This window comes from Nocardia sp. NPDC005825 (genome assembly GCF_040630175.1).
Classification (GTDB): Bacteria; Actinomycetota; Actinomycetes; order Mycobacteriales; family Mycobacteriaceae; genus Nocardia.
Genome location: NZ_JBEXXC010000005.1, coordinates 481,372 through 497,824, shown reverse-complemented (window position 1 = coordinate 497,824; position 16,453 = coordinate 481,372). Strand labels below are relative to the sequence as shown.

Below are 16,453 nucleotides of genomic sequence, written 5' to 3'. Positions count from 1 at the left end.
GCCCCCTGTTCCGGTACGGAGCCGGGGGCGAGCGCATGTCCGGGGTGTGCCGTGGGTCGTTGGCCCGGTGGTCGGGGGAGCCGTGGCGGGTGGTGGCGCGCTCTCTAGGCTGCGGGCATGAATCCTTACACCATCTTCGCCGATATCGTCGCCGGTCGGGCCCCGTCCTCGCGGGTGTACGAGGACGAGGATTGCCTGGCGTTCATGGACATTCGGCCGGTGACGCCGGGCCATGTGCTGGTGATTCCCAAGGTGCCGGCGCGGAGTCTGGCGGAGCTGGATCCGGCGATGGGCGGCAAGCTGTTCCAGGTGGGGCAGCGGATCGCGGCGGGTCTGCGGGAGTCCGAGGTGGGCTGCGACGGCGTGAACTTCTTCCTGGCCGACGGGGTGACGGCGGGTCAGGAGGTGTTCCATGTGCATCTGCATGTGATTCCGCGCACTCCGGGGGACGGTTTCGGGTTGCGGGCGCGCCCGACGTCCCCGGCGCGCGCGGACCTGGATTATCTGGCTGGATCTATCAAGGGGGCATTGGCCCGAATTGCCGCAAATTCATAGCGGCAGTGCATTACCATATCCGAACCGTCTGGTTTGCCAAGGACACGCCATAACCGCATTCCCCGACATCGCGCGAGTTTCTCGAGTTACGTTGGATTTGCGATTGTGGTGGGCTGATGGAGGTGGGGAATGCGCAGAAAAGCCGTTGCCGCAGCTGTTTTGGCAATTGCCGCAGGTTTGCTTTATCCGGCTGCCGCGCCACCGACCATCGCCCGCGCCGCCGAGGTGGTCCGGGTCGACGAGCTCAGCGCCACCCGCTCGGCGCTGTTCATCGACTCCGTGGCCATGGGCCGCACGATCCAGGTGCAGGTGCTGCATCCGGCCGGCGGCGGCGAGCGCCCCACCTACTACCTGCTCGACGGCCTCGATCCCGGCGCCGTCCAGAGCACCTGGACCAATGCCACCGACGCGGAGCCGTTCTTCCAGGGCAAGAACGTGAACGTGGTGCTGCCGATGGGCGGCCAGGCCAGCTACTACACCGACTGGGTGTCCGACGATCCGCGCTTCGGCCGCTACAAGTGGGAAACCTTTCTGACGCAGGAACTTCCGCCGATCATCGACGGGTATTTCGCCGGTAACGGCGTGAATGCCATCGGCGGCCTGTCCATGGGCGGGATCGCGGCGTTCGTGCTGGCGGTGCGGCATCCGGAGATGTACCGGGCGGTGGCGGGCTACAGCGCCTGCCCGGACACCACCATCGCGCAGGGCGCCATGATGTTCTCGGTGGCCAATCGCGGCGGAAATCCGCTGAACATGTGGGGCGCGCCGGGCGGTCCGGCCTGGACCGACCACAATCCGGCGGTGCTGACCGAGGCGTTGCGCGGCAAGACCATCTTCCTGTCCACCGGCACCGGCCTGCCCGGTCCGCACGAGCTGGAGATCAAGCCGCAGTTGCCGGAGAACATCTTCTTCGGCGGTCCGATCGAATTCGGGGTGGACGCCTGTGTCACCGCGTTCGAACAGCGGTTGCGTTCGTTGAACATTCCGGCGCGGGTGGAACATTCACCGGTGGGCACGCATTCGTGGTCGTACTGGCAGGACACGCTGCACAATTCCTGGCCGACGATCGGCGGGGCGATAGGGGCCTGAACATGTTCCCGGCCCGGGATCGAACGGCGTTGTGCCCGGCTCGCTTCGAGCCGGGCACGGTCGAATCAGGCTCCGGGCCGGTTGAATTCGCCGTCCTTGGCGCCGGCGACGAAGGCCTCCCACTCGCCGGGAGTGAAGATCAGCACCGGGCCGTCCGGATTCCGGGAATCCCGTAATCCGATGTTTCCGCTGGCCAGGAAGGCGATCTCGACGCCGTCGGCGCTGTCGTCCCCGCGCCGCCACACCACGTCGGCTTCGATCACGCGGTTCTTCGCTTCCACTGTCGCCTCCCCTGTGCGCAGACCAGCAGGACTGGTCGGTGATGTAGATCGCACTCATCATGCCAGTGTTTGTGAAGGGTTCGGATCGGATATTCCATCTTCTGTCAGCGGAAGGAGGTATGTGGTGCGCACGCCATGGTCCCCGCAACGCGCCGCCCCGGTCTCCGACAGCTGTGCGGTGGTTCCCGAGCGGTTCTCGGTGGAATTGGCCCACAGCATCCTGCGGATCCACCGCAGTTGCCCCACCGATCAATGCGCTCGCCGGAAGGCGGCCGTTTTCTACCTGTACGAGCAGCGCGTGACGGCCCTGCCGAGGCAGCGCCGCGCCCGTTGACCCCCACCGCGGGGTTCCCCACTAAGTTGGTCCCATGGCTTTGGACAGTGGGAGCACGACGTCAGTCAGCGGCGCGGTGGTGGCGCCGATCGCCAAGCGGGTGCCGACGGAGCGCGTGCACCACGGGGACGTCGTCATCGAAGAGTACGAGTGGCTCCGGGACAAGGAGAACCCCGAGGTCATCGCGTATCTGGAGGCGGAGAACGCCTACACCGAGGCGCAGACCGCGAAGCTGGGCCCGCTCCGGGAGAAGATCTTCGAGGAGATCAAGGGGCGGACCCAGGAAACCGACCTGTCGCTGCCCACCCGCATGGGCGACTACTGGTACTACTCGCGCACCTTCGAGGGCAAGCAGCACGGTGTGCACTGCCGCTGCCCGATCGCCGACCCGGACGACTGGACCCCGCCCAAGCTGGAGGCCGACGTCGAGATCCCGGGCGAGGAGATCGTGCTCGACTCCAACGAGCTGGCCGAGGGTCACGACTTCTTCGCGCTCGGCGCGTACTCGCTGAGCCACGCCGGCGACATGCTCGCCTACTCGGCCGACACCCTCGGCAACGAGCGGTACACGCTGCGCGTCAAGAACCTGCGCACCGGTGAACTGCTGGCCGACGAGATCCCGAACATCGCGCCGGGCGCGACCTGGTCGCTGGACGGCACCCACGTCTTCTATCAGACCCTCGACGACTCCTGGCGGCCCGACAGCGTGTGGCGGCACCGGCTGGGCACCGAGCAGTCCGCCGACGTCCGGGTCTTCCACGAGCCGGACGAGAGCTTCTGGGTCAGCATCGGCGCCACCCGCTCGGAGCAGTTCCTGGTCATCATGACCGGTTCCAAGATCACCACCGAGAACTGGATCCTGGAGGCGGACAACCCCGAGGGCGAGTTCCGGGTGCTCATCCCGCGCCGCGAGGGCGTGGAGTACTCGGCCGAGCACGCCGTCATCGGCGGCGAGGACAAGCTGCTCATCCTGCACAACGACGTGGTGGACGGCGAGAAGGCCGTCAACTTCGTGCTGGCCGAGGCTCCGCTGACCGAGCCGGCCGCCATGAAGATCCTGATCCCGCACCGCGACGACGTGCGGCTCGAGGACATCGACGCCTTCGCCGACAAGCTGGTGCTGAGCTACCGCCGCGAGGCGCTGCCCCGGGTCGCGGTGTGGCCGCTGACCGCCGAGGGCTACGGCGAGCTGAAGGACATCGACTTCGACCTGGCGCTGTTCTCGGCCGGGCTGAGCGCGAACCCGGAGTGGGAGCAGCCCATGCTGCGCATCGGGCTCACCTCCTTCATCACCCCGACCCAGGTGTTCGACTACGTGCCCGAGACCGGTGAGCTGCTGCTGCGCAAGGAGCAGGTGGTGCTCGGCGGCTACGACGCCGACGAGTATGTGCAGCACCGGGATTGGGCGGTGGCCGCGGACGGCACCCGGGTGCCGATCTCGCTGGTGATGCGGAAGGACGCGGTGGCGGAGCCGAAGCCGTTGCTGCTCTACGGGTACGGCTCCTACGAGGCCGCCATCGACCCGTACTTCTCGGTGGCGCGGCTGTCGCTGCTGGACCGCGGCATGGTGTTCGCGGTGGCGCACGTGCGCGGCGGCGGTGAGATGGGGCGGCTCTGGTACGAGCACGGCAAGACCCTCACCAAGAAGAACACCTTCACCGACTTCGTCTCCGTCGCACGGCATCTGGTGGATTCCGGGGTGACCGCGCCGGACCGCATGGTGGCCGACGGCGGCAGCGCGGGCGGCCTGCTCATGGGCGCGGTGGCGAACATCGCCCCCGAACTGTTCGCGGGCATCCTGTCCAACGTGCCGTTCGTGGACCCGCTGACCTCCATCCTCGACCCCTCGTTGCCGCTCACCGTCACCGAGTGGGACGAGTGGGGAAACCCGTTGGAGGACAAGGAAGTCTACGAGTACATGAAGTCCTACTCGCCGTACGAGAACGTCACGGCCCAGGACTACCCGGCGATCCTCGCCATCACCGGCCTCAACGACACCCGCGTGCTCTACGTCGAGCCCGCCAAGTGGGTGGCCAAGCTGCGCGCCACCAAGACCGGTGACGCCCAGCTGCTGCTGAAGACCGAGATGAGCGCCGGGCACGGCGGCGTCAGTGGCCGCTACGAGAAGTGGAAGGAAGTCGCCTTCGAGTTCGCCTGGGTGCTGGACACCGCGGGCGCGAGCGGCGCCTAGCTCACTTCTTCTTTTTCTTTCGCTTGGTCCTCACGGCGGCCATCAGGTCCGCCGTGGGGACGACGGGCTCGGCGTCGTGGGTGAAGCCGCCGGCCTCCTCGCGCGTGAGCGAGGTCCGCATCGGGTGCTTGTCCAGCACCTTCAGACTGCGGGTCAGGTCCGCGAGCAACAGGTCGGCCATGTCGCGGGTGAAGCCGTGACGCAGCACCGCGCGCAGGATGGTCTCGTCCTGGCGGTCGGCGGGCAGGGGGTAGGCGGCGATCAGCCAGCCGCGGGTGCGCAGGCGATCGGACAGGTCGTAGAGGTTGAGTGTCGAATCGCCCGCGACCTTCCAGGAGACGGCGGTGATGCCCCGGCGCGGGTCGGAGTCGTGGATCAGTTCGAACGGCCCGATCTCGGTGAGCCCCTTGGCCAGATGCTGTCCGGCGTTGTAGATGGCGGTCTGCACATTGTGGTAGCCGATGCGGCCGAGCCGGATGAAGTCGTAGTACTGGGTGACGGCCTGACCGCCGGGGCGGGAGAAGTTCAGGTTGAAGGTGGGCATATTGCCGCCGAGGTAGTCGACGTTGAAGATGAGTTCCTCGGGCAGGTCCTCCTGGGTCCGCCAGATGGCCCAGCCCGCGCCCAGCGGCGCGAGTCCGGTCTTGTGGCCGGAGGCGTTGATGGACTTGACCCGGGGAAGCCGGAAATCCCAGCTGATCTCGGGCGCGCAGAAGGGGGCGAGGAAGCCGCCGCTGGCCGCGTCGACGTGGATCGGGATGTCGAGGCCGGTCTTCTCCTGTAGTGCGTCGAGGGCGGCGCTGATGCCCTCGACGTCCTCGAACAGGCCGGTGAAGGTCTGGCCGAAGGTCGGCACCACCATGATGGTGTTCTCGTCGCAGTGGGCGGCGATGTCGTCGGGGTGCAGGGTGTAGCGGTCGCCGCGCAGCGGGACCTGCCGGATCTCCACGTCGAAGTAGCGGGCGAACTTCTCCCAGCACACCTGCACCGGCCCGCACACGAAGTTGGGGAGGCCGGTGCCGCCGCGTTTGCGCCAGCGGAACTTCGCGGCCAGCCCGCCCAGCATGGCGGCCTCGCTGGACCCGGTGGTGGAGGTGCCGAGGGTGCCCATCGCGTCGGGGGAGTTCCACAGATCGGCCAGCATGTGCACGCAGCGCTGCTCGAGTTCGGCGGTCTGGGGGTACTCGTCCTTGTCGACGATGTTCTTGTCGAGGCATTCGTTCATCAGCCGCCGGGCCTGGTCGTCGACCCAGGTGGTGCAGAAGGTGGCCAGGTTCATCCGGGCGACGCCGTCGAGCAGCAGCTCGTCGTGCACGATCTGGTAGGCGACCTGGGGGAACGTCTCGTGTTCGGGGAAGCCCCGGTGGGGTGCGGCGCGTTTGAGTCCGGGCATCGCGTAGACGTCGTCCGGTTCGAGAATGCCGGTCATGAGGGGCTCCGATCTCGCGCACGCAGAGGTTTGCCGCATCGATGGTAGCCAGCTCGTTCCATCGAAACTGGTTCTGCAAGCTTCCGTTTCGTAATCAAGAGATAGTTGCTGAAAGGTTACTATTCAGCGCAGTGGCCTGTGGGGCAGCTTCGGCGGAATGACTGGAAAGGACCAGTGATGACCGGCACGGTGACCAAGGGGGCTACGGCCACCAAGTACATGTCATGGGTGACATTGGCGCTCATGACGACCAGTTCGGTAGCCAGTCTGCGGTCCTCTCCGACCATGGCGGTGTATGGGCTGGCCTGCGTGTTCCTGTACCTGGTGCCCGCGCTGCTGTTCCTGCTGCCGACCGCGTTCGTAGCCGCGGAGCTGGCGTCCGGATGGACCGGCGGCGTCTACAAATGGGTGGGGGAGGGGCTCTCGCAACCGCTCGGATTCCTGGCGGTGTGGTGCCAGTTCGCCATGACGATCTTCTACTACCCGAGCCTGTTGGCCTATGTGGCAAGCACTTTCGCGTACATCATCAATCCGTCGCTGGCCTCCAACGGGGTGTACGTGGCCATCGTCATCATCACCATCTACTGGGTCGCGGTGTACGTGTCCTCGCAGGGCACCAAAACCGTTGCGGGACTGTCGAGTATGGGCCTGATCATCGGCACCCTGATTCCCGGCGCGCTGCTGGTGGTGCTCGGGTTCGTCTTCCTCGGGCAGGGCAATCCGTCGGCCGCGCCGATGGACGCCGGGCACCTGTTCCCGGCCTGGACCGGCCTGGCCAGTCTGGTGCTCATCGTCAACAACTTCCTGTCCTACGCGGGCATGGAGATGAACGCGGTGCACGTGTCCGCGCTGAAGGATCCGGGCAAGGAGTACCCGAGGGCGATGGCGCTGGCGGTGGGCCTGGTGCTGACCATCTTCATCGTGCCCGCCGTGGTGATCAGCTGGGTGGTGCCGTCGCAGAACCTGAGTCTCACCGCGGGCGTCATGCAGGCGTTCGACGGGTTCTTCAATCACTTCGGCATCGGGTTCCTGACGCCGATCCTGGGGATCATGCTGGTGGCGGCGGCGCTGGGCGGCATGCTCACCTGGCTGGCCGGGCCGTCCAAGGGGCTGCTGCTGATCGGGCGCAAGGAGGGGTACCTGCCACCCATCCTCACCCGGGTGAACAAGCATGGCGTGCAACAGAACATGCTGGTCGCCCAGGGCATCGTGACCACGCTGCTGGCCTTGCTCTACGCGTTCATCCCCAACGTGTCGAGCGCCTACTGGATTCTGTCGGTGATCACGACGCAGGTCTATCTGATCATGTACGTGCTCATGTTCGCGGCCGCGATTCGCCTGCGCCGCAATCAGCCCGACCACCCGCGCGGTTACCGGGCTCCGGCCCTGATCGCCCTGTGCGGCCTGGGCACCGCGGCCTCGGTCGCCGCGTTCCTGATCGGTTTCGTGCCGCCGTCGCAGTACGGCAGCGGCAATGCCCTGGGCTACGTGCTGCTCATCGGCGCCGGCATGGGCGTGGTCGGACTGCTCGTCCCGTATCTGTTCCTTCGATTCCGCAAGCCCGAATGGAAGATCGACGTGCCGCAGGAGGCGCTGGCATGACCGAGGAATTGGGCGGCTTCGAGGGCGCACCCGAGCCGGTGCGCCGCATGGTGTACCTCGCGGTGGGAGTGTCGCTGGCGGCCATCGCCGTCGCCGGGGTCATCGTCTTCCAGCAGACCCGCAGCCACGACGACGACTCGATGTCCAAGGCCCGCGAACTGAGTTCGCGGCTCGAGGCCGCGGGGCTGGCCGCACCGGACCCGACGACCATCGCCGACACCCTCGGCAAGGACGGCGGGCTGGTCTGCCAGGATCCGTCCTCGCCATTGATCAAGGCCCGCTACCGGGCGTCGATCAGCAATGGCGCGTCCGGGCCCGGCGCGCGCCCGGTCATCGCCGACGACGATGTGCTGAAGGCGACCGCGCTCGCCATCACCACCTATTGCCCCGACGAACTCGCTTCCTACCTGAAGAGCGTCGGCGACCTGAAGACTGGTGACACGGTCGAACCCGACAACCACAACTGACCCTGGGAGGACGCGCATGACCAGTACCGTTGAAACCGAGGATGATTCGACCACCGCGGCCCTGCGCGCCGCGGTGCGGGAACTCATGCCCCGGGCGAAAAGCGATCTCGCCCAGCTCGTCTCGTTCAAGTCGGTGTACGACGCCCGGCAGTTCCCGATCGAGGAATGCGAGAAGACCGCGCGCTGGGTGGCCGACGCCTTCAAGACAGAGGGCCTCACCGAGGTGGGCTTGCACAAGACGCCCGACGGCAGCCAGGCCGTGGTGGCGCGCAGCGAGGCCCCGGCCGGTGCGCCGACCATCATGCTGTACTGCCACTACGATGTGCAGCCGCCGCTCGACGACGCCGCCTGGCAGACCCCGGTCTGGCAGCTCACCGAGAAGAACGGCCGCTGGTACGGGCGCGGCGCGGCCGACTGCAAGGGCAATATCGTCATGCATCTGACCGCGCTGCGCGCGCTGCGCAAGGTGTACGGCGACGACTTCCCGGTCGGGCTGGTGCTGGTGTCGGAGGGCTCCGAGGAGCAGGGCACCGGCGGCCTGGAGGAGTTCGTGCCCGGCAATGCCGACCTGCTGCGCGCCGACACCCTGCTGATCTGCGACTGCGGCAACTTCGCGGTCGGCGTCCCCACCTTCACCCAGACCCTGCGCGGCAATGTGAACGTGGTCGTCACCGTCGAAACCCTGTCCGGCCCCATGCATTCCGGCATGTTCGGCGGTCCGGCCCCCGACGCGCTCGCGGCGATGATCCACCTGCTGGGCACGCTGCGCGACGCCGACGGCAACACCACCGTCGACGGCCTGCGCAACGATCAGGTGTGGGAGGGGCACGACTACCCGGAGGGCCAATTCCGTTCCGACGCCGATGTTCTCGACGGTGTCGACCTGCTCGGCAGCGGCAAGGTGGCTGACATGCTGTGGGCGCGACCGGCGCTGACCGTGCTCGGCATGGACGTCCCGGCCGTGGTCGGCTCCTCGGCGGCCATCCAGCCCAGGACCCGAGCGCGGCTCAACCTGCGGATCCCGCCGGGCACCAAGCCGGACGAGGCGCTGAAAGCTCTGACCGCGCACCTGAAGTCGCACGCGCCGTGGCACGCGAAGGTGACCGTCGAGACCGAGGGCACCGGCTCGCCGTTCGTCGGCAGCACCGACGGCCCGGCGCGGCGGGCCATGTCGTCGGCCCTGGAGGCCGCCTACGGCCGGCCCGCCACCACCGAGGGGCAGGGCGGCTCGATCCCGCTGTGCAATGTCTTCGCCGACACCTATCCGGAGGCCGAGATCATGCTCATGGGCGTCGAGGAACCCAAGTGCCTGATCCACGCGCCGAACGAGAGCGTCGATCCGACCGAGATCGAGAACATGGCCCTCGCCGAGGCGCTCTTCCTGGCTTCCTACCGTTAGCGCGGGTCAGCGGTAGTTTTTTCGCGTTCCGCCGTGCGGGTGCTCGAGTCGGTGAACACTGAACTGGTCATTTCGGTCAGAGAAGGGAAGGTTCGCCGACTCGAGGGAGCCAGCATGAAGCACGGCAGAACCCCGGCCACCGCGGCCGCGTTCCTCACCACCGTCACACTGTCATCGCTGTTCATCACCTCCGGCACCACCACGGCCGCCCCGGAAGACGTCACCGTCACCGCGAGCCTGGCCGACAGAACTGCCTCGATCACACTCGACAACGGCAGCTTCGCCGTCGAGAACGGCACTCTCGTCATCCGAGAGCCGGGCGGGCAGGTCGTCCGCACCCTGGCGCTGTACTACAAGATCGACGACCTCCGGTACCCGATCCGGGCCCTGGTCTCCGACCAGTCGGTCGAGCTGACCCCGGAATCCGATCCCGGCCAGGCCATTCTCGACCCCGCCCCCGGCGCTCTGCCGCTGCCCGACACCCAGCAGCAGCAAAAGGACCGGTTCGACACCACCGTCGCGCAGGGCGCGGCTATCGGCGCGCTCGCCGGCGGCATCCCCGGGGCGGCGGCGGGCTGTGTCCTCGGCGCGGGACCGGGCGCGGGCGTCGGCGCGATCGCGGGCGGCGTGCTCGGATTCATCGCGGGCATCATCGCGGCCGCGCTGCTGGCGCCGGTCATCGTCTCCGGTGAGATGGCGCTGGTGCCCGGATTCGCGGCGGCCGGCGCGGCGCTCGGCGTCACGGGCGGTGCGATCACCGGCACCATCGGCGGCTGCACCCTGGGCGCGGCCATCATCGGCGGCGCGAGCGCCCTGGTCGGCGCTCTGGTGGGCGCCGGGGTCGGGGCGGCGGTCGCGCAGTTCACAACGAATCCGCCTCCGCCACAGTAGTTTCCACGAACTCGCGCCGCCGGGCGGTGGCCGCTCCCGCCCGGTGGCGCGGAATCAGAATTCGGCGTTGTCCTCGGGTTCCACGACCCGGAATTCGGTATTGGCCGGACCCATTTCGGCCAGCCGACCGAAATAGATGCCCTGTGCCGCGGGCTCGATGATCCCGTAGTGGATGGGGAAGGCGATGCGGGGATTTACCGCCCGCAGGTAATCCACGGCCTCGCTGATACGCATCCACGGTGCGACGGCGGGAATGGCGAGAACGCCGACCGGTGTCGGCGGAACCCACAGTGAATCACCGGGGTGGACGAGTTGGGACGGATCTTCCGCGGTGCCGAGTTGGAAGACAGTGTTGTCTATTACCGGTATCTCGGGGTGGATGACCGCGTGCCGGCCACCGCCGCCGGTAATTTGGACGTCACCGACTTTCAGTACATTTCCGGCATGAACCGCCTCCCAGGGCTCACCCCGCTGCAGCGCGGTCTGCGGGTCCGACAGGAGTCTGGCCTGCGGATTCGCCTCGATCAGAGCCCCGATCCGGTTCGAGTCGATGTGGTCGGGGTGCTGATGGGTGACGGCGATCGCGTCCAATCCGGTGATGCCCTCGAATCCGTGCGAGAAATTGCCCGGATCGAATAGGATCTTCGCGCCGTTCAGTTCCACCAGAATGCAGGAATGTCCGAAATGGGCTATGCGCATGGGACAACGGTAGCCCCGCACCGGCCTGGCACGCTCCGTCAGTCGCCCCGGGTCGCGGCCGACCCGGCTGTGGCGCAGGCCACGGACGGTCAGCCCCGGCGCGGCCCGCGCCGCCCACGCCAACTACGCTGATCAGCGATACCCCCCGCTCGGCCTGGCATGCATGGACCGAGCGCCGCCCCACCAGCTGAGGAGCAACGCGTGGCACGTGTCGTGGTCGAGGTGATGCCGAAGGCCGAGATCCTGGATCCGCAGGGACAGGCCATCGTCGGAGCGCTGGGGCGTCTCGGGCACCCCGGGATCTCGGATGTGCGGCAGGGCAAGCGATTCGAGCTGGACGTCGCCGACGACGTCAGCGACGCCGATCTCGAGCAGATCGCCGAAACGCTGCTGGCCAACGTCGTGATCGAGGACTGGAAGGTCGTCCGGCTGTGAGCGCCCGCATCGGTGTCATCACCTTCCCGGGCACGCTCGACGACGTCGACGCCGCCCGGGCCGTGAAACTGGCCGGATCCGAGCCCGTTTCGCTGTGGCACGCCGATGCCGACCTCAAGCAGGTCGACGCGGTCGTCGTGCCCGGCGGGTTCTCCTACGGCGACTACCTGCGCGCGGGCGCCATCGCCTCGATGGCCCCGGTCATGGGCGAGGTCATCAAGGCCGCCGAGCAGGGCATGCCGATCCTGGGCATCTGCAACGGCTTCCAGATCCTGTGCGAGGCGGGCCTGCTGCCGGGCGCGCTGACCCGCAACGAGGGCCTGCACTTCGTCTGCCGCGACCAGTGGCTGACCGTCGAGCAGACCGACACCGCCTGGACCACCCGCTACGAGACGGGCGCCCAGATCCTCATCCCCGTGAAGAACGCCGAGGGCCGCTTCCAGGCGTCCGCCGAGGTGCTCGACGAGCTCGAGGGTGAGGGCCGCGTGGTCTTCCGCTACGCGGGCGGCAACCCCAACGGGTCGCAGCGCGACATCGCGGGCATCACCTCCGCGAACCGTCGCATCGTCGGTCTGATGCCGCACCCCGAGCACGCCACCGAGCCGCTCACCGGCCCCAGCGACGACGGCCTGGGCCTGTTCCTGTCCGTGCTGGACAGCCTGGTCTCCGCGTAATCACGCGAAAGTACGAATAACTAGATCCCGTCGAGGATCTCGAAGTCGATGCCGCCCGCCCTGGCCAGCCAGGTCGGGCGGATCGCTTGGCGGCCCTCGAATCCGAGCTCGCCCCACGGGGTTTCGATGACCGGACGGTCCGCGATCGCGGACTGGATCCGCCGCACGTCCAGGGAACCGGCCAGCTCCGCCATGCCGCGCAGGGTGTGGATGGCCTCGTAACTGGTGTTGCTGAAGTTCGTCAGGGAGGGCGCGAAGCCCCCGTGTAGTCGGCGGTAGCGGTTCTGCCGCTCCCGGTCGTGCGGGCCGTTCACGAAGAATCCGGACGGCACGAACAAATTGTGGTTCGCGCCGCCGCCCGCGGCCAGCAGCACGTTCTCGTCCACCGCCGGGCTCACCCGGACCTGCTGCGCGGTCCGGCCGGTGCGGGTGAACTGCACATTGAAGCGGGCCACGTCCGCGCCGACCAGCAGCACGATCACCCCGTCCGCCTCGTCCAGGCGCGGATCGTCGAGGAAACATCGGAAATCGTGGGTGTTCATGGGCACGAACACCTCCAGCGGGATCAGCTCCGGATCGGTGAGCGCGGCCCGCACCGCCGCCGCCGTGCGCCGCGGCCATACGTAGTCGTTGCCGACGATCGCCCAGCGGCGCGCGTCGCAGGAGCGGCGCAGCCAGTCCAGGGCGGGCAGGATCTGATGCTGCGGATCCGCGCCGATCATGAACAGGCCCGCGGGGGCCGCCGCCGAGTCCAGACCCTCGTGATCGGTGGCGAACAGATACGGCACCCGCCCCGCGGTCACCCGCTCCACCGCCCGCCGCACCGCCGAGGTGTGCCATCCCGTGACAGCCCGCACCAGGCCGGTGGCCAGCAGCGCGGACACCTCCGCCGCCACCACGGCCGGTTCCCGGCCCCCGTCTATGTGGGTGACGCGCAATTCTCTTCCCAGAATTCCGGTGCCCGAGTTGATTTCTTCCAACGCCAGAGAAATGGCCGCCTCACAGGACGGTCCGAAGATACCGCCGGGACCCTGCTGCGGAACTATGTTGATGATCTCGAAGACGTTCTCGGGATTCCCGTCGAACGGGGACATCGGTTACCCTTCCCCTCGTTCAAGCGGTTTTCTGACGGGCGGGAAATATGGCGACAATTCTAGGTGGATTTTCTACCTTGCATGGAGCCCTCCGGGCGGCCGAGCGGAGTTGGCTTCGTCACCTGGATGCCGCGCTGTGCGCGCGACGGCTGACCGCCGACCAGTGGTGCATGCTCACCAATCTCTCCGCCGACATCGGCATCACCATGAGTGAACTGGCGTCGCGGGCCCAGCTGGCCCCGTCCTCGGCCACCCGGCACGCCGATCACCTGGCCGAGCGCGGACTCATCTTCCGGGTCGCCGCCGCCGACGACCGCCGCCGCATCCTCATCGGATTGAGCCGCCGCGGCGAGGAACTCGTCGCCGAGGTGCGCGCCGAGGAAGCCCGCGCCGAGGCCGAGATGCGCCGCAGCCTCGGCAGCGACGACTACCTCGAGCTGGTCCGCCTGCTCGGCCGGGTCGCGGAAGCCCCGCTGCCGGAGTAGACCCCGGCCGAGTCCGGGAGCTGCTCCCGGCCGGGCATGCCTAGGATCGACGCATGCCCGTAGCCGAGACCACCGCGACCGCCGCCGGCCTGTGTGAATTCATCGATGCCTCCCCGTCGCCGTTCCACGTCTGCCGCACTGTCGCAGCGGAACTCGACGGTCTGGGTTTCACCCGGCTCTCCGAATCTGCGCCCTGGCCCTCCGGCAGCGCGGGCCGTTACTACGTGGTGCGCGGCGGCTCCCTGGTCGCGTGGGCGGACGGCGGACCCGGTGCCCCCACCGGGCAGGCCACACCCTTCCGCGTCGTCGGCGCGCACACCGACAGCCCCAACCTGCGGGTGAAGCAGCACCCGGACACCGCGGTGGCGGGCTGGCAGATGGTCGGACTGGAACCCTACGGCGGCGCCTGGCTCAACTCCTGGCTCGACCGCGACCTCGGCATCTCCGGACGGCTCTCGGTTCGCGACGGAAACCTGGTGCGGGAGCGGCTGATTCGCATCGACGAACCCATCCTGCGGGTGCCGCAACTGGCCATCCACCTCTCCGACGACCGGCGCGGGGTGCAGCTGGATCCGCAGCGGCACGTGAACGCGGTGTGGGGGATCGGCGGCGAACCGCGCTCCTTCCTGGCGTTCATCGCCGAACGCTCCGGCATCGAGCCCGGGGCGGTGCTCGGCTGGGAACTCATGACCCATGATCTGGTGCCGTCCACGCTGATCGGCCGCGACCGCGACCTGGTCAGCGCGCCCCGCCTCGACAATCAAGGCACCTGCTACGCCGGCCTGCGCGCCTTCCTGGCCGCCCTCGCCGAACCCGGTGCGGCCGTGCCGGTGCTGGCCATGTTCGACCACGAGGAGGTCGGCAGCCAGTCCGATCGCGGCGCGCAATCCGACCTGTTGCCCACCGTGCTGGAACGCATCGTGCTCACCCGCGGCGGCGGTCGCGCCGAATACCTGACGGCGCTGGCCGGTTCGATCTGCGCGTCCGGCGACATGGCGCACGCCACCCACCCCAACTACCCCGACCGGCACGAGCCCCTGCACCGCATCGAGGTGAACGGGGGACCGGTGCTCAAGGTCAACCAGAACCTGCGCTACGCCACCGACGCCACCGGCGCGGGCGCCTTCGCGCTGGCCTGCGCGCAGGCCGATGTCCCGCTGCAGCGCTACGTGCACCGGGCCGACCTGCCCTGCGGCTCCACCATCGGGCCGATGACCGCGGCCCGCACCGGCATGCCCACCGTGGATGTCGGCGCGGCCCAGCTGGCCATGCACTCGGCGCGGGAAATGATGGGCGCGGCCGATGTGGCCGCCTACGCGGCCGCGCTCGCGGCGTTCCTGACGCCGGAAGCCGTAGGCTGATCCACCGTCCGAAACGCAGGGCCGCCCGCACAATTCGTGCGGGCGGCCCTGTCGCTTCGGGGTACTAGGCCTTCGCCGGTTCGGCGTCGGCCGTCGCGGCCTTCGGGTGATAGGTCAGCGCCGCCACCACGAACACCGCCATCGTGAACAGCACGTAGCTGTTGCCCACGATCTGCTGCCACCAGTTCCAGGTGAGTTCGCGGTCGTGGTCGTGCGGGAGCAGCCACATCGGGCCGATCGCGAACATCACCACCGCCGCGCCCACCGCGCCCAGGAACCACGGATTGCGGCGGCCGCGCGAGATCGCGTCGGCGGCCACGATCAGCGCGGGCGCGATCCACACCCAGTGATGCGACCAGGAGACCGGCGAAACCAGCAGCACCGCCGCGGCATTCACCATCAGCGCGGCCACGTTCGAGCCCGCGTCCAGCAGCCGCTTCATCCACAGCGCGGCCAGGGCCACCGCGGCCACCGACAGCACCAGCCAGATCAGGGTGGACATCGAGGTCGAGTAGCCGAGCCGGAACACGAAGCCCTTGATCGACTGATTGCCCGCGTACCAGGGCGGGCCGATGCGGCCGGTGTCGGCCAGCGTGTGGAACCAGTACTCCGGCGAATCGTGCGGGAACAGCACGAAACCGACCGCCACCGCGCCGATGGCGGAGACGATGAGCGTGATCGCGCCCTTCCAGTCCTTGCGCAGCAGGAAGTAGAGGAGATAACCGCCGGGGGTCAGCTTCACCGACACCGCGATGCCGATCAGCATGCCGCGCGGCCAGAAGGTCTTGCGCGCCAGGCAGTCCAGCGCCACCGCGGCCATCAGCACCAGGTTGATCTGGCCGAATCCGTAGGTCTGGCGGATCGGCTCCAGCAGCTGCAGCAGGGAAACCGCGCCGACCACGATCGCCAGGCGGGTCTGCCAGGCCAGGGTCGGGCGGATCCGGTCCAGCACCACCCACAGGGTCACGCCCAGCGAGGCGATCGACACCGCCAGCACCGCCCATTCGGCGACGGCCAGCGGCATCAGGGCCAGCGGCGCGAAGAACAACGCGGCCAGCGGGGGATAGGTGAACGGCAGTCCGAGTCCGTAGACCGGCGGCATCGGGCCGTACAGATCCTTGCCGTCGAGCCAGGCCCGCGCACCGTTGCGGTACACCTGCAGGTCGATGTATCCGTGCCAGAGCTTGGCCTGATAGCTGATGAAAGCGGACACCGCGAACAGTGCGACCGCGACGAGGAGCAGCTCTCCCTGCCGCCGAGTCAGCCCAGCAGGCGTGGTCACGGGTTGTTCGGTCGGATCCGCGACCCCGGATCGATCGTTCACCGCCACAGAGTAACGGGTGACCGCCCTCGCCCCGGGCAGCGGTCCAGGGCCGGGAAGTGGCGGTCGTCACAGCGTGGCGGTGTTGTTCTCGTCCGCTGTAGTGACAACTGATTTCGCGCCGATGCGGGTAACTCCCTGGGCAC

At 68.2% G+C, this 16,453-nt stretch carries 17 protein-coding genes; 12 read left to right on the top strand and 5 right to left on the bottom strand.

The features are described from left to right. Window positions 1–117: 117 nt before the first annotated feature. Together ABZ382_RS17305 and ABZ382_RS17300 are read left to right on the top strand one after the other, a co-directional pair. A complete protein-coding gene (locus ABZ382_RS17305; protein ID WP_357089684.1) occupies window positions 118–555 on the top strand; it encodes an HIT domain-containing protein in 438 nt (145 codons plus the stop codon). 129 nt (window positions 556–684) lie between these two features. Beyond that, window positions 685–1,644 carry an alpha/beta hydrolase family protein gene (locus ABZ382_RS17300; protein WP_357089681.1) on the top strand — a complete coding sequence of 320 codons (960 nt, stop codon included), beginning with the start codon at window positions 685–687 and terminating at the stop codon, window positions 1,642–1,644. A gap of 65 nt (window positions 1,645–1,709) precedes the next feature. Here ABZ382_RS17300 and ABZ382_RS17295 read toward each other — a convergent pair whose 3' ends face one another. Then, window positions 1,710–1,925, bottom strand: a complete 216-nt coding sequence (locus ABZ382_RS17295; protein WP_357089680.1) for a DUF397 domain-containing protein — start codon at window positions 1,923–1,925, stop codon at window positions 1,710–1,712. Window positions 1,926–2,049: 124 nt separating this feature from the next. Here ABZ382_RS17295 and ABZ382_RS17290 point away from each other — a divergent pair, with 124 nt between their 5' ends. Continuing rightward, the gene (locus tag ABZ382_RS17290; RefSeq protein WP_357089678.1) at window positions 2,050–2,259 is read left to right on the top strand and encodes a hypothetical protein; all 210 of its coding nucleotides are present in this window, start codon (window positions 2,050–2,052) and stop codon (window positions 2,257–2,259) included. A 34-nt stretch (window positions 2,260–2,293) separates the two neighbouring features. Continuing rightward, window positions 2,294–4,450, top strand: a complete 2,157-nt coding sequence (locus ABZ382_RS17285; RefSeq protein WP_357089675.1) for a S9 family peptidase — start codon at window positions 2,294–2,296, stop codon at window positions 4,448–4,450. Window position 4,451: 1 nt separating this feature from the next. Here the strand turns inward: ABZ382_RS17285 and ABZ382_RS17280 are convergent, their stop codons facing one another. Continuing rightward, a complete protein-coding gene (locus ABZ382_RS17280; protein WP_357089674.1) occupies window positions 4,452–5,879 on the bottom strand; it encodes a glutamate decarboxylase in 1,428 nt (475 codons plus the stop codon). 177 nt (window positions 5,880–6,056) lie between these two features. On the opposite strand from ABZ382_RS17280, the gene ABZ382_RS17275 reads away from it, so the two are divergent. The 4 genes from ABZ382_RS17275 to ABZ382_RS17260 all read left to right on the top strand — a co-directional run bounded on the left by ABZ382_RS17275 (window position 6,057) and on the right by ABZ382_RS17260 (window position 10,238). Continuing rightward, window positions 6,057–7,481 carry an APC family permease gene (locus tag ABZ382_RS17275; protein WP_357089671.1) on the top strand — a complete coding sequence of 475 codons (1,425 nt, stop codon included), beginning with the start codon at window positions 6,057–6,059 and terminating at the stop codon, window positions 7,479–7,481. After that, window positions 7,478–7,948 carry a hypothetical protein gene (locus ABZ382_RS17270; RefSeq protein WP_357089668.1) on the top strand — a complete coding sequence of 157 codons (471 nt, stop codon included), beginning with the start codon at window positions 7,478–7,480 and terminating at the stop codon, window positions 7,946–7,948. The genes ABZ382_RS17275 and ABZ382_RS17270 overlap by 4 nt, the downstream gene beginning before the upstream one ends. A gap of 16 nt (window positions 7,949–7,964) precedes the next feature. Next, on the top strand, window positions 7,965–9,347 hold the full coding sequence (locus ABZ382_RS17265) for a dipeptidase (protein WP_357089665.1): 1,383 nt from the start codon (window positions 7,965–7,967) through the stop codon (window positions 9,345–9,347). Between the two features lie 114 nt (window positions 9,348–9,461). Continuing rightward, window positions 9,462–10,238 carry a hypothetical protein gene (locus ABZ382_RS17260; RefSeq protein WP_357089662.1) on the top strand — a complete coding sequence of 259 codons (777 nt, stop codon included), beginning with the start codon at window positions 9,462–9,464 and terminating at the stop codon, window positions 10,236–10,238. Between the two features lie 54 nt (window positions 10,239–10,292). On the opposite strand, the gene ABZ382_RS17255 is transcribed toward ABZ382_RS17260, so the two are convergent. After that, on the bottom strand, window positions 10,293–10,937 hold the full coding sequence (locus ABZ382_RS17255; protein WP_357089660.1) for an MBL fold metallo-hydrolase: 645 nt from the start codon (window positions 10,935–10,937) through the stop codon (window positions 10,293–10,295). Between the two features lie 201 nt (window positions 10,938–11,138). Between ABZ382_RS17255 and purS the strand changes: the two genes are divergently transcribed. Continuing rightward, entirely contained in the window at window positions 11,139–11,372 is a 234-nt protein-coding gene (purS, locus tag ABZ382_RS17250; protein ID WP_357089657.1) for a phosphoribosylformylglycinamidine synthase subunit PurS, read from the top strand. Continuing rightward, complete coding sequence (gene purQ / locus ABZ382_RS17245) at window positions 11,369–12,046, top strand: phosphoribosylformylglycinamidine synthase subunit PurQ (protein WP_357089655.1); 678 nt, start codon at window positions 11,369–11,371, stop codon at window positions 12,044–12,046. The genes purS and purQ overlap by 4 nt, the downstream gene beginning before the upstream one ends. A gap of 20 nt (window positions 12,047–12,066) precedes the next feature. On the opposite strand, the gene ABZ382_RS17240 is transcribed toward purQ, so the two are convergent. Continuing rightward, window positions 12,067–13,140, bottom strand: a complete 1,074-nt coding sequence (locus ABZ382_RS17240) for a substrate-binding domain-containing protein (RefSeq protein ID WP_357089653.1) — start codon at window positions 13,138–13,140, stop codon at window positions 12,067–12,069. A 77-nt stretch (window positions 13,141–13,217) separates the two neighbouring features. Here ABZ382_RS17240 and ABZ382_RS17235 point away from each other — a divergent pair, with 77 nt between their 5' ends. After that, window positions 13,218–13,625: a MarR family transcriptional regulator gene (locus ABZ382_RS17235; RefSeq protein ID WP_357089650.1), complete on the top strand. Its 408-nt coding sequence runs from the start codon at window positions 13,218–13,220 to the stop codon at window positions 13,623–13,625. Window positions 13,626–13,678: 53 nt separating this feature from the next. Further along, on the top strand, window positions 13,679–14,986 hold the full coding sequence (locus ABZ382_RS17230; RefSeq protein WP_357089648.1) for a M18 family aminopeptidase: 1,308 nt from the start codon (window positions 13,679–13,681) through the stop codon (window positions 14,984–14,986). A 64-nt stretch (window positions 14,987–15,050) separates the two neighbouring features. Here the strand turns inward: ABZ382_RS17230 and ABZ382_RS17225 are convergent, their stop codons facing one another. After that, window positions 15,051–16,310: a glycosyltransferase 87 family protein gene (locus tag ABZ382_RS17225; RefSeq protein WP_357089645.1), complete on the bottom strand. Its 1,260-nt coding sequence runs from the start codon at window positions 16,308–16,310 to the stop codon at window positions 15,051–15,053. Between the last annotated feature and the right edge of the window lie 143 nt (window positions 16,311–16,453).